Here is a 13,400-nt window from a genome sequence, read left to right on the forward strand (position 1 = left end):
GGCAATGATCAGGACAAAATCCAGCCGGTGCGGGCACAATCGCAGCGAGCGCGTTAAACTGCCTGCCTTTGTCAGCCGGCCGCTGGCCAGCGCAACCCCGAACCGACCTCACGAGCCACCGCATGCCCGCATCCAAGCTGCTGCTAACCCCTCCCCTGAAGGCCACCACCGGTAATCGTCTGTACTGGACCGGATTACAGGGCGCCGCCCGCGCCCTGGCCATCGCCGAGGGTGCACAGCAACACAATGGCCTGAGCCTGGTCATCACGCCGGACACCGCGTCCGCTGATAGCCTTGAACAGGAACTGCACTTCTTTGCGCCGCAACTGCCGGTCGTCAGCTTCCCTGACTGGGAGACGCTGCCCTACGACCGCTTCTCGCCGCACCAGGACATCATTTCGCAACGACTCAGGACACTGTTCCAGCTGCCCCGCATTGGCCAGGGCATTCTGGTCGTCCCGATGACTACCGTGCTGCACCGGCTGCCGCCACGCGACTTCCTCGGCGGCTCGGTGCTGTTGCTCGAAATCGGTCAGCAGTTGGACATCGATCAAATGCGCATCAATCTTGATGCCGCCGGCTATCGATGCGTTGATACCGTCTACGAGCACGGCGACTACGCCGTGCGCGGCGCACTGCTGGACCTGTATCCGATGGGCAGCACCCTGCCCTACCGCATCGACCTGTTGGACGACGAGATCGAAACGCTGCGGACCTTCGACCCGGAAACCCAGCGTTCGATCGACAAGGTTGACCGTATTCACCTGCTGCCAGCCAAGGAATTCCCGCTCGACAAATCAGCACTGACGGGCTTTCGCGCACGTTTTCGCGAGCGCTTCGAAGTCGACCACCGGCGCTGCCCACTGTACATGGATCTGAGCGAGGGCCTGATTCCGCCGGGCATCGAGTACTATCTGCCGCTGTTCTTCGACGAACTGGCGAGCCTGTTCGACTACCTGCCAGACAACACCCGCTTGTTTACCCTGCCGGGCATCGAGCAGAACGCCGAACACTTCTGGCAGGACGTACGTACCCGGCATACCGAGCAAGGCGTCGATCCAACCCGCCCGCTGCTGCCGCCGAGCGAACTGTTTCTGCCGGTCGAGGAAGTCTTTGCCCTGCTCAAGCGGCATCCCCGCGTTGTCTGCCATCAGGATCGTCCGGACGAATCGCAGGCCAGCGTATTTGATTGCCCGCAGCCGCCGGAACTGGCTATCGACAACAAGCTGGAAAATCCACTACAGGCGCTGCAACGCTTTCTGCAACAGCATTCGGGGCGCACTCTGTTTGTCGCTGAAACCGCCGGCCGCCGCGAAGCGCTGACCGAGCTGTTGGCCCGCATTCAGATCAAACCTGACGACGTTGACAGCTGGCCGGCATTCAACGCCGGCAGCAGCCCCGTCGCCATAACCATCGCGCCGCTCGACCAGGGCATGCTGATCAACAGTGCTACCGTCGCCCTGATCGCCGAAAGCCAGCTATTCGGCCAGCGCGTAATGCAGCGCCGCCGCCGTGGCAAGGCGACGGACCTAGGCGACGCGGTCATTCGCAACCTGACCGAGCTGCGCGAAGGCGCGCCGGTGGTTCATATCGACCACGGCGTCGGCCGCTATCGGGGCCTCACCAACCTGACTGTTGAAGACCAACAGGCCGAGTTTCTGGTGCTCGAGTACGCCGACGAGGCGACGCTGTACGTGCCGGTCGCCAACCTACACCTAATTGCCCGCTACTCCGGCAGCGATGACGACAGTGCGCCGCTGCACCGTCTGGGCTCTGATCAATGGCAGAAGGCACGCCGCAAGGCCGCCGAGAAGGTTCGCGACGTCGCCGCCGAACTGCTCGACGTATATGCCCGCCGGGCCGCGCGCCAGGGCTTCAGCTTCGCCGACCCGGAACAGGACTACCAGAGCTTTGCCGACGACTTCCCGTTTGAGGAAACCGCCGACCAGCTGGCCGCTATCGAAGCGGTATTCAAGGACATGACCAGCCCGCAGCCGATGGACCGGCTGGTCTGCGGCGACGTCGGCTTCGGCAAGACCGAAGTCGCCATGCGCGCGGCCTTCCTAGCGGTGCACAGCGGCAAGCAGGTCGCGGTCCTGGTGCCGACCACCCTGCTCGCCCAGCAACACTACAACAGCTTCAAGGACCGCTTTGCCAACTGGCCGGTACGCGTCGAGGTAATGTCGCGCTTCAAGTCCGCCAAGGAAGTCAAAGCCGCGGCAGCCGAGCTGGCCGAGGGCAAGGTCGATATCATGATCGGCACCCACAAGCTGCTGCAGGGCGACGTCCAGTTCCAGGATCTCGGTCTGGTCATCATCGACGAAGAACACCGCTTTGGCGTGCGCCAGAAGGAGGCACTGAAAGCGCTGCGCAGCGAAGTCGATGTACTGACCCTGACCGCCACGCCGATTCCGCGCACGCTGAACATGTCGTTCTCCGGCATGCGCGACCTGTCGATCATTGCCACGCCGCCCGCGCGCCGGCTGTCGGTCAAGACCTTTGTCATGGTGCAGCAAAAACCCGTGGTCAAAGAAGCCATCTTGCGTGAGCTGCTGCGCGGCGGTCAGGTGTATTACCTGCATAATGACGTCGAAACCATCGAGAAGTGCGCTGCCGACCTCGCCGAACTGGTGCCGGAAGCACGCATCGGCATCAGCCACGGCCAGATGCCCGAACGTGCACTCGAGCAGGTGATGCGCGATTTCTACCATCGCCGCTTCAACATTCTGGTCACCAGCACCATCATCGAAACCGGCATCGACGTGCCCAGCGCCAACACCATCATCATCGAGCGTGCCGACAAGTTCGGCCTGGCCCAGCTGCACCAGCTGCGCGGACGCGTTGGCCGCAGCCATCACCAAGCCTACGCCTACCTGCTGACCCCCGAAGGCCGCAAGGTCACCAGCGATGCAGAAAAACGCCTTGAGGCGATCGCCGCGGCCCAGGACCTGGGCGCCGGCTTTACCCTCGCCACCCACGACCTGGAAATCCGCGGTGCCGGTGAACTGCTGGGCGAAGGCCAGAGCGGCCAGATTCAGGCCGTCGGCTTCACCCTGTACATGGAGATGCTTGAACGCGCCGTCAAAGCCATCAAGCAAGGCAAACAGCCGGAGCTGGAGCAGCCGCTGGGCGGCGGAACGGATATCAATCTGCGCCTGCCGGCGCTGATTCCGGAGGATTACCTGCCGGACGTGCACGCCCGCCTGATTCTGTACAAGCGCATCGCCAACGCTGCGGACGAGGATGCACTGAAAGATCTTCAGGTTGAAATGATTGACCGCTTCGGCCTGCTGCCGGAACCGGTCAAGACCCTGTTCCGAATCACCTCCCTAAAACTGCGTTGCGAGCCGCTGGGCATCACCAAGATTGACGTTGGTGCCGAGCATGGCCGGATCGAATTCGCCGCCGACACCCGTATTGATCCGATGGTGCTGGTACGCATGATCCAGAACAACCCACAGCGTTATCGACTTGAAGGCGCGACGGTATTTCGCTTCAATTCGCCCATGGGCAATGCCGAACTGCGCCTCAACACCGTTGAAGCACTCTTTGAACGCTTGACCGACACCCCGAAAGACACCACCAAAGGCAAAGGAAAACGCCCATGAAACTGTTGAGCAAACTGCTCTCCATCTCGCTGCTCACCGCACTGGCCAGCTTCTCGCTGACCGCCAGCGCAGAAGACTATCTGGTTGAGGTGGTGTTCTTCGGGCAACCCTCTGCGCCCCTGGTACAGGGCACCAGCCCCAACCCGGACTGGGAAGCGGAGGCAGTTGACCTGGAGGGTACGGCTCGCCCTGACGTGCGGGCAATCGACCAGACCCGTTACCGCTTGCGCAATCAGGCACGCAAACTGGAGCAAAGCGGCTACCAGATCTATCTGCACCAGGCCTGGTCACAACCACTGGAGAACGACCTGGTTGTCGCCCTCCATCGTGGCAACGCGGAAAACGGGATCTACCCGGTTCAGGGTTTGGTCAATCTGCGGCAGGAAAATCTGACCGAAGTGAAAGTCGCATTCTGGCGCAACCGTTCAGCGGCAGAGCTGCGACTGCAGTCCGCCACACCCTTGATCTCTGAGTTTTTGCATCAAACCCGCGCGTTGCGCCCGGGCGAAGTTCATTACCTGGACCACCAGAGTCTCGGCATGCTGGTGACCATCAGCCGCTGATCCAGCGTTGATGGTTGATTCACCGCGCAATCAGAGGCGCGGTGAATCATTTAGTAGCTGCTGCAGCACGAGCTTGACCTGCTGCATACCCGCCGCGACCACCGCCTCGATCGCCTCCATGGTGATCACCTCAGCTGCCTTGCCAGCGGCCGGATTCACTACTAGAGCCAGACAGGCATACGCCAGCCCCAGCTCACGGGCCAATGCAGCCTCCGGCATACCGGTCATGCCGACCAGGTCAGCACCATCGCGCTCAAGCCGGCGGATCTCTGCTGCCGTCTCCAACCGTGGCCCCTGGGTCGCAGCATAGACTCCGCCCGGCAGGCACCGATGCCCTTGTGTGTGCAGCACCTCAAGCAGTTGCTGACGCAACGGTTCGTCGTAGGGCGATGTGAAGTCAATGTGGGTGACCGCTTCCAGATCGTCCTCGAAGTAGGTAGACGCCCGCCCCCAGGTGTAATCGATTATCTGGTCCGGCACACAGAACGCGCCCGTGCCCAACGCGGGATGAATCCCGCCGACAGCGTTAACCGCAACAATACGATCAACACCCGCCTCGCGCAGCGCCCAGAGATTGGCGCGATAGTTGACCCGATGCGGCGGTATCCGATGAGGGTGCCCATGTCGCGCCAAAAAGCAGACCCGCTGCCCACCAATGCGACTGCGAACAACCGGCGCTGAGGGCGCCCCCCACGGGGTCTGAATGAACTCTTCACCCTCCACTTCAAGGCCGTCGAGCGCACTGAGCCCGGTACCGCCGATGACACCCCAGATTCCGCTCATGCGCCATGCTCCTGAAGTTCAGGCGCGGACTCGCGTTGCCGCCCACCTTCAACCTGAGCACGACGCAACTCCAGCGCATCAGGCAAATGAATGGTCGACGTCGGGAACGCCACCTGCGCTTCGTGCTTGTCGACAATGGCCAATATCTTCAGCAGCACATCCTCTTTCACACGGTGGAACTCGGCCCAGACCGGCGTGGTAAAACAGTAGATAAAGAAATCGACCGAGGACGGCGAACAGCGGTCAAAAAACACCATCAAGGTCTGGCCCTGATCAATATCCTCGTGCGCCTGCAACATCTTGCGCACCTCCGCAACAATCGGCTCCATTCGTGCAATGTCGTCATAGCGAATGCCAATGTGCTCATAAATACGCCGATGCGTCATGCGTGACGGGTTTTCAACCACGATGCTGGCAATCACCGCATTGGGGATGTACAGCGGCCGTTTATCGAAGGTGCGAATACGGGTCAGGCGCCAACCTATCTCTTCAACTGTCCCTTCGATATTGCGATCAGGCGAACGCACCCAATTACCAACCACGAAGGGGCGATCAAGATAAATCATCAGCCCCCCAAAGAAGTTGGCCAGCAGGTCCTTGGCGGCAAAGCCTACCGCTATGCCACCAATGCCGCCGAACGCCAGCACCCCAGAAATGCTGTAGCCCAATGATTGCAGCACGACCAAGACCGCAGTGATCACCACTGAAGCACGTAGCAGCTTGCCAAGGGCGCTGACGGTTGTCTGATCGGCTGGCGTTTCCCGATAAGCGGGGTCCACGAGGCGCAGCTCGACCTGACGCATCATGCGCAGAATAAACCAGGTCAGCAGTACGATCAGCAGCACGCGCTGCACCTGATCCAGTACGGCGGCCAAACTGTCATCCATCTGCAACGCGGTGATCCGCGCTGCCCACATCAACCCCATACTCCAGATCAAAACCCACGCCGGACGCCGCGCCGCCTCAACCAATGCGTCATCCCATATATTACGGGTGCGCTCAGCACGCTTTTGCACATGATCCAGCACGCGCTTGGCAACGTAGGCAGCAACCAGCGAGGCCAGCACCACGGCGAAAACATGATATATCCACGCCTCACCAATCAACGGCAGTTGGTCAAGCTGCAACTGCTCCGGCAGCTGTTCGATAAAATCATTCAAACCAGGTCAAACTCCCTCAGTAAGGCAACAGCCTGACGCCACTGGGGCGTGGCACGATAATCAGATCCCGCCGGCGTGCGAGTAAGCATACGAGCAATCCGCGATGGACATTGGAGCTGCTGCTTCTGAGCATGCACCAACCCCTCCTCGGCCGCGGCACGATCATTACAAATCAACAGCATGTCGCAACCAGCCGCCTGCGCGGCGTCAATGCGCGCGTCCATGCCGCCGACCGCATGCGCGCCGGCCATAGTCAGGTCATCACTGAAAATCACCCCGTCAAACCCCAACTCGGCACGCAGAATGTCTTGCAACCAGCGGGTCGAGAAGCCAGCAGGAAGCGGGTCAACCTGCGAATAAACCACATGCGCCGGCATGATGCCGTCCAGCTTGCCGGCCAGTGCCGCGAAGGGCACCAGGTCAGTGCGGCGAATGTCGCCCAGCGGCCGCTCGTCTATCGGCAGAGCAAAGTGCGAGTCCGCCTCGGCCCAGCCATGACCAGGGAAATGCTTGCCGGTCGCAGCCATGCCTGCCGCATGCAGCCCGTCGATATAAGCCCCAGCGAGACGCGACACCTGGTCCGGGTCGCCGCCCAGCGAGCGATTGCCAATTACCTGGCTGCGCCCGTGATCAAGATCCAGCACCGGCGCAAAGCTGATATCGATGCCGCAGGCCAGCATTTCAGTCGCCATGACCCAGGCCGCCGCTCGCGCAACGGACTCGACCGACTCAGCATCGACCGCAGCCACATCCGCGAGCGCCGGCAGGCGCAACACATCACGGCGCAGGCGCTGCACCCGACCACCTTCCTGATCGATGGCAATCAGCATATCGGGACGCTCTGCACGAATGGCACGTACCAGCTCAGCAACCTGCCTGGGCGACTCGGTATTGCGCGCGAACAAAATCAGACCGGCCACTTCCGGCTGACGCAACAACTGCCTGTCTTCTGCTTCCAGCCACAGGCCAGGCAGGTCCAGCATCAAGGCACCCTGTTTCAATATTGCTTCTCCTGAAAAACGAAAACGCGCAATCAATGCGCGTCGATTTGAACGCTACAACCGACCGGCGTGCGCTCGAACAGTTCCAGCATGTCGGCGTTACGAAGACGAATACATCCATGCGAGAGCGGTTCGCCCATTGGTTGATCGTCACCGGTACCATGCAGATAGATATAGCGGCGCTGGGAGTCAACCTGGCCACCCCGGTTGAAGCCGACCTGCTCGCCACACAGCCAGAGAATTCGGGTCAGAATCCAGTCGCGCTTAGGGAACTGCTCAGCCAACGCCTGCGACCAGACTTCACCAGTGGGTCTGCGCCCGATAAAAACCGCTCCCAGCGGCTGCCCATCGCCGATCCGGGCACGCACCCTGTGCGCCCCCCGGGGGGTGCACCCGGAGCCTTCCTGTTCGCCCGCGCCATTGAGCGCCGTAGAGACACCATAACAGCAGACCGGCAGGCCGTCGCAGTAGCCAACCAGCGTCTGATTAGTAAGGGAAATATGGATATGATCGAGCTGCATGTCACCTCCAGCGCTGCGCACACCTTAGCGGACGGCGCAGCCGAGGTAAATGGAGTCTCAGGGCGAAACGACTTCCGCACGCGCCACTGAGGCGCTCTCAGCGCGCATGCCGGCCGCCAGGAACGGGACCATCAGGCGCAAGACATCATCGACCTGCCGCGGTTCACCAAGTTCAGCCTCAGCAATCGCGCGCAACGCCTTCATACTGGACATAGTGAACGCTGCGCTGCCCAGCATGAAATGCACGCGCCAAAACAGCTCCTGCGGCGGAATGCCCGGCACAGCACCGACCAGCAGTTGCATATAGCGCTGAAATACCTTGCCATACACTTCGCTGAGGTATTTGCGCAGATGCCCCTGGCTTTGATTGAATGCCAAACCAAGCAGACGCATGAAGGTCGACAGGTCGTGACCGTTACGCGGCTTTACCGCCAGTGCCTGATGCACCAGCATTTCAAGCAGGACCTCAAGACTGAGCGGAGCATCCTTACCGCGCGCCTCATGCTGATCCAGTTCCTTTTCAAGGCTACTGACAAACGGATCAAGGAAGCGCACGAATACCGCCTGGATCAGCGCCTTCTTGGAACCGAAGTGGTAGTTGACTGCCGCCAGGTTGACGCCAGCCTTGCTGGTAATAAGACGCAGAGACGTTTCGGCAAAGCCTTTCTCTGCAAACAGCTGTTCGGCCGCGTCAAGAATACGCTTGACCGTATCGGACTGCGCCATGCGCTCCCCCAGTAAGACAAACAATCGTTTCAAACATACGTTTAAAACGATTTTAGTGTCAACCCCAACTCCTCTCCCTGTGGCAATCAGTCGTACTTGCACCCTCTTTTAGTACCTATCCGCACCCATGCCTCTCCTAGCCATCCAAATTTGGGGTTGCCGAGACCAAACAACTGTATATAATCCCAGATACTGGATAAAAACACAGGCAACCAGCCATGCAGAAACTTACCGCGCGACAACAGCAGGTTCTGGCGTTCATTAAGGAATACATGGACAGCAATGGCTACCCGCCAACTCGGGTCGACATTGCAAAGACGCTGGGTTTCAAGTCGCCCAATGCAGCTGAAGACCATCTGCGCGCCCTGGCCCGCAAGGGCGCAATCGAAATGATCCCCGGCGCCTCTCGCGGTATCCGACTGCCAGAGTCCGAAGGCGAAGCAAACGATGATCAGCTACCCGTTATCGGCCGGGTTGCCGCAGGCGCCCCGATCCTGGCCCTGGAAAATATTGAAGATCACTGCCGCATCTCGCCCGACTTTTTCACTCCGCGCGCCGATTATCTGCTGCGCGTGCAGGGAGAAAGCATGAAAGATATCGGCATCATGGATGGCGACCTGCTGGCGGTACATCGCACCAGCGAAGCACGTAACGGACAGGTAATTGTCGCCCGCATAGGGGAAGAAGTAACAGTCAAACGCTTTCAGCGTCAGGGCCGCAAGGTCTCGTTGATCGCGGAGAACCCTGACTTCAAACCAATTGAAGTCGATCTCGCAGAACAGGAACTTACCATTGAAGGTTTAAGCGTCGGAGTTATCCGTCGCTGAGGAGCTGATCATGCAGTACGCCCGCACCGAGCAACAGACACTGACTCAAACTGACCTGTTTCACAACGCTCTGATGGCTACCCGCCTGAAGCACCGCGCATTCGAACAGTCAGCGCCCACCGTGCCACAGGACGAAGAGTCAGAAGGCAGCTACAGCGAAATGACCCTCCAGGGCAGCGCCCGCCAGTGCCTGCAATGGTTGGCTCCAGTATTGCGCGAGCTTAGTCAGAAAGACTGCCGGCGCTGGTTGACCCTGATTGATCCGCCGACGGCGGTCAGCCAACAATGGCTGCGAGGCGCCAACCTGGACCCGCAAAGAATTATGATCGTACGCTCCAAGGCTGGCATGGATAGCTTGAAGCTCTGCTGCGACCTGCTCAAGATGGGTGGCAGCCACACTGTTGTCAGTTGGCTAGACCATGACCACTGCATAGCACCCCGCCTTGAACGGGCAGCCCAGGCCGGCCGGTGTCATAGCCTGAATGTCCAGCTCGGCTGATAATGCACAAAAAGCTTCTTCGTTCGCGGAAACCCGAGGTAACGCGACGCGGGGGTATTAGACCAAGGCAGTGCACCGAATGCGGGATGACGGAGGGTTCATCCAGCGCTCGCCCGACCCGAGCGGGCGGCTAGCGCAGGCATGAGGACGCTGCCAACCTGCGGAAATTCGCAGTGAGCCACAAAAAAGGCCAGCTAGCTGCTGGCCTTTTCGATAACGTTACTATCACTCAATGCAGGACGCGACTCTCAGGAATAACCTCGTCGTCGTCATCCTCATCCATCATCTGACCAGCCGCCTGCATTCCAGCACTGATCATCGCCTTGGCGACTTCAATATAGCTTTCTTGCAAATATTCCCGTGCATCGCGGGAAAACTCGATGACCACCAACGGCTCACCCTCTTCGTCGGAACGGCGCAGAGCAACCTTGCCATTGGCGAGCTCGACGATTTCAAGGAAGGGTGAAGGCATTGCTGATATCTCCTGTCTGAATTGCGCGCAGTGTAACACAGCGCCGGATTCAGGGCATCCGCGATGCCATTTTCACCATTCCTGCATACCATCACGATAGGCGCGCACGCGACGGGAAATTTCCTGCAGCGCCTCCTCCGCCTGAGCGCTAGTCCACTCGCTGACCGGCGCAGCACTGCTGGCAATCAACGAGTTGGTCGAGTTATCGATCGGCTGCGGCGGCGCCTGCAGACGCTGCCATGCTGCGATAACGCCTGCAAGCCAAGTTTCAGCATTGTCTGCCAGCTCAGTCAACTCAGCCAACTCAGGCCCCGGAAAACGCGTCACAACAGATGGAATAAGCACACCCTCAACGTCACGCGCATCAACCAGCGGCCAGCGGTAGCGATCAGCAACCTCGTGAATCAGTGCCAGGACACCTCGATACAGGTGAAAGACCGCATGCTCACGATGGTACTGCGCCTGCGTCAACGCATCGATCGCGTCACTCTGCTCCGCCTGCTGCCAGGACTCAATAGCTCGCCGGGCGAAGTACAACGCCTGATTGGTGCGGGTATAGACTTCGTTAGCCATGGTTATCGCCTTACCGCTTGGCCTTCTTGCTGCGACCGTCATCCACCGACCACTGCTTACCATCGTGGAACGCCCGCCATCCTGTGGGCTTACCCTCTACCTCGGTCTGCACGTACTGCTCTTTCGTTTTGCGGCTATAGCGCACGACGGTCGGATTACCGTCCGGATCAGCTACCGGCGCATCGAGCAGGAAGTGATACTTCGGGTCAATCTCCGCCTTGTGCGGAATCAGCTCTTTGACCAGCGGTGCCCGAGTTTCACGGTTCTTCGGGAACTGGCTGGCAGCCAGGAACAGACCAGACGCGCCATCACGCAGCACGTAGACGTCATCGACCTTCTGACACTTGAGCTCCGGCATGGGTACCGGGTCCGCTTTGGGCGGCGCTGCCTCGCCGTTACGCAGGAGCTTCCGGGTGTTCTTGCACTCGCTGTTGGTGCAACCGAAGTACTTGCCGAAACGGCCCGTTTTGAGCTGCATTTCACTGCCGCACTTGTCGCACTCCAGCGTCGGGCCATCATAACCCTTGATCTTGAAGTGCCCGGTTTCGATTTCAAACCCGGAGCAGTCCGGATTATTACCGCACACATGCAGCTTGCGACGCTCATCGATCAGGTAGCTATCCATGGCTGTGCCGCAAATTGCACAGCGGTGCTTGCCGCGTAGAACGCGAGACTCACCTTCTTCGTCGTCATCAGCCACTTCGTTACCGGGCACCAGGTTGATGGTCGCCTTGCACCGCTCCTTGGGTGGCAGGGCGTAACCAGAGCAGCCTAGAAACACGCCAGTGGAGGCAGTGCGAATCATCATCGGCCGACCACACTCCTGACAGGGGATATCAGTCAGTGTTGGCTGATTGGCGCGCATCCCTTGCTCAGCAGCCGAAGCTGCACTGAGCTTGGCACTGAAGTCGCTATAAAAGTTATCGAGCACTTGCTTCCAGAGCACATCGCCGTGAGCAACATCATCCAGCGACTCTTCCATGCTGGCGGTAAAACCGTAATCCATCAGGTTCGGGAAGCTCTCATTCAGGCGCTCGGTGACAATGTCGCCCATCTTCTCAGCGTAGAAACGGCGGTTGTTGAGCGTGACATAGCCACGGTCCTGAATGGTCGAAATGATGGACGCATAGGTAGACGGGCGGCCAATACCACGCTTCTCCAGCTCCTTTACCAGACTGGCTTCCGCGTAGCGTGCCGGCGGCTTGGTGAAGTGCTGCTTCGGGTCCAGCCCCTGCAACGCCATCGCGTCATCAACCTGGATATCAGGCAATACTTCATCTTCACCGCCCTTGCCCTGCTGCGGCATGACACGGGTGTAACCATCGAACTTGAGGATGCGCCCCTTTGCTCGCAGCTCGAACTCACCGGCGGCAACCAGGATACTGGTCGACAGATACTTGGCCGGTGTCATCTGACAGGCCACGAACTGGCGCCAGATCAGCTCGTACAGCCGCTCGGCGTCGCGCTCCATGCCCTTGAGGTCGGCTTGCTTGAGCTTAACGTCAGAGGGACGAATCGCCTCGTGCGCCTCCTGAGCTCCTTCCTTGCTGCTATAGAGGTTAGGCTTTTCCGGCAGGTACGGTGCACCAAAATTGCTTTCAATGTAGCTGCGCGCCATGGCGATGGCATCGGCCGACAGATTGGTCGAGTCGGTACGCATGTAGGTGATGTAACCCGCTTCGTACAATCGCTGGGCCATCATCATGGTTTTCTTCACACTGAAACCGAGGCGCGTGCTGGCAGCCTGCTGCAGTGTGGAGGTAATAAAGGGTGCGTTCGGACGCGTGCTGGTGGGCTTGTCCTCACGTTTGACCGCCTTGTAGGCAGCCTTTTCCAGTACCGCCAGCGCCGCATCAGTCTGCGCCTTGCTGGTCGGACGGAAATTCTCGCCGTTCTGCTTTACCACCTCAAAGCGAACGCTTTCAGCCTTGGGCGTATTCAGGCGGGCATGCACTTCCCAGAACTCTTCCGGCACAAAGGCACGAATTTCGCGCTCTCGATCAACGATCAGCTTGACCGCGACCGACTGCACGCGGCCAGCCGAAAGCCCCCGGGCAATCTTCTGCCACAGCAGCGGGGACACCATATAGCCCACTACGCGGTCGAGGAAGCGGCGTGCCTGCTGGGCATTGACTCGGTTCATATCTAGCTCGCCAGGCTGCGAGAACGCGTCCTGGATGGCCTTCTTGGTGATCTCATTGAACACTACGCGCTTGTAGCGCGAATCGTCACCACCAATGCTCTCGCGCAGGTGCCAGGCGATGGCTTCCCCTTCGCGGTCCAAATCCGTTGCGAGATAGACGGTGTCGGCGTCCTTGGCCAGACGGCGCAGCTCGTCGACGACCTTTTCCTTGCCGGGCAGGATCTCGTAGTGGGCCTTCCAGTCGTTCTCGGGATCAACGCCCATGCGTTTGACCAACTGGGCCCTGGCTTTCTGCTGCTTTTCCTGCTCGCTGGCAGCTGCCTTGCGACCACCCTTGGGTTTGCTTTCGGTCTTGCCACTGCCGCTGGTGGGCAGGTCGCGAATATGGCCGATACTCGACTTCACCACATACTCGTTACCGAGATACTTGTTGATTGTCTTGGCCTTGGCTGGCGACTCCACAATGACCAGTGCTTTTCCCATGGATACTTTTTTTCCTGACCCGAACTGAACTCGAAACTGGC

General features: G+C 59.6%; 12 protein-coding genes. 4 read left to right on the forward strand and 8 right to left on the reverse strand.

From position 1 onward, the window contains the following. Window positions 1-122 precede the first annotated feature (122 nt). On the forward strand, window positions 123-3,608 hold the full coding sequence (mfd, locus tag ACKPCU_RS14270; protein WP_321347677.1) for a transcription-repair coupling factor: 3,486 nt from the start codon (window positions 123-125) through the stop codon (window positions 3,606-3,608). After that, a complete protein-coding gene (locus tag ACKPCU_RS14275) occupies window positions 3,605-4,171 on the forward strand; it encodes a CsiV family protein (protein ID WP_321347679.1) in 567 nt (188 codons plus the stop codon). Before mfd ends, ACKPCU_RS14275 begins: the two co-directional genes overlap by 4 nt. A gap of 30 nt (window positions 4,172-4,201) precedes the next feature. Here ACKPCU_RS14275 and ACKPCU_RS14280 read toward each other — a convergent pair whose 3' ends face one another. Genes ACKPCU_RS14280 through ACKPCU_RS14300 form a run of 5 tightly spaced genes read right to left on the reverse strand, consistent with a single transcriptional unit; the run spans window position 4,202 to window position 8,362 of the window. Next, on the reverse strand, window positions 4,202-4,954 hold the full coding sequence (locus tag ACKPCU_RS14280; protein ID WP_321347681.1) for an S-methyl-5'-thioinosine phosphorylase: 753 nt from the start codon (window positions 4,952-4,954) through the stop codon (window positions 4,202-4,204). After that, window positions 4,951-6,114, reverse strand: coding sequence for a mechanosensitive ion channel family protein (locus ACKPCU_RS14285; protein WP_211287093.1), 1,164 nt, complete (start codon window positions 6,112-6,114; stop codon window positions 4,951-4,953). Before ACKPCU_RS14285 ends, ACKPCU_RS14280 begins: the two co-directional genes overlap by 4 nt. Then, window positions 6,111-7,097, reverse strand: coding sequence for a beta-N-acetylhexosaminidase (gene nagZ, locus ACKPCU_RS14290; protein ID WP_321351839.1), 987 nt, complete (start codon window positions 7,095-7,097; stop codon window positions 6,111-6,113). Before nagZ ends, ACKPCU_RS14285 begins: the two co-directional genes overlap by 4 nt. Window positions 7,098-7,147: 50 nt before the next feature. After that, window positions 7,148-7,636, reverse strand: coding sequence for a L,D-transpeptidase (locus ACKPCU_RS14295; RefSeq protein WP_321347684.1), 489 nt, complete (start codon window positions 7,634-7,636; stop codon window positions 7,148-7,150). Window positions 7,637-7,693: 57 nt separating this feature from the next. Further along, the gene (locus tag ACKPCU_RS14300; RefSeq protein ID WP_104737664.1) at window positions 7,694-8,362 is read right to left on the reverse strand and encodes a TetR/AcrR family transcriptional regulator; all 669 of its coding nucleotides are present in this window, start codon (window positions 8,360-8,362) and stop codon (window positions 7,694-7,696) included. A 218-nt stretch (window positions 8,363-8,580) separates the two neighbouring features. Between ACKPCU_RS14300 and lexA the strand changes: the two genes are divergently transcribed. Both lexA and sulA read left to right on the forward strand, forming a co-directional pair. After that, window positions 8,581-9,189: a transcriptional repressor LexA gene (gene lexA, locus ACKPCU_RS14305; protein ID WP_321347688.1), complete on the forward strand. Its 609-nt coding sequence runs from the start codon at window positions 8,581-8,583 to the stop codon at window positions 9,187-9,189. Window positions 9,190-9,199: 10 nt separating this feature from the next. Beyond that, window positions 9,200-9,688 (forward strand): SOS-induced cell division inhibitor SulA, encoded by a 489-nt coding sequence (gene sulA / locus ACKPCU_RS14310; protein WP_321347690.1) that lies wholly within the window; start codon window positions 9,200-9,202, stop codon window positions 9,686-9,688. 229 nt (window positions 9,689-9,917) lie between these two features. Here sulA and ACKPCU_RS14315 read toward each other — a convergent pair whose 3' ends face one another. The 3 genes from ACKPCU_RS14315 to topA form a co-directional block, all read right to left on the reverse strand. Continuing rightward, a complete protein-coding gene (locus tag ACKPCU_RS14315; RefSeq protein ID WP_321347692.1) occupies window positions 9,918-10,160 on the reverse strand; it encodes a hypothetical protein in 243 nt (80 codons plus the stop codon). Window positions 10,161-10,232: 72 nt separating this feature from the next. After that, window positions 10,233-10,733, reverse strand: coding sequence for a DUF6586 family protein (locus ACKPCU_RS14320; protein WP_321347694.1), 501 nt, complete (start codon window positions 10,731-10,733; stop codon window positions 10,233-10,235). A gap of 10 nt (window positions 10,734-10,743) precedes the next feature. Then, a complete protein-coding gene (topA, locus tag ACKPCU_RS14325) occupies window positions 10,744-13,359 on the reverse strand; it encodes a type I DNA topoisomerase (RefSeq protein ID WP_321347696.1) in 2,616 nt (871 codons plus the stop codon). Between the last annotated feature and the right edge of the window lie 41 nt (window positions 13,360-13,400).

Source organism: Halopseudomonas oceani (assembly GCF_963677335.1).
GTDB lineage: Bacteria > Pseudomonadota > Gammaproteobacteria > Pseudomonadales > Pseudomonadaceae > Halopseudomonas > Halopseudomonas oceani.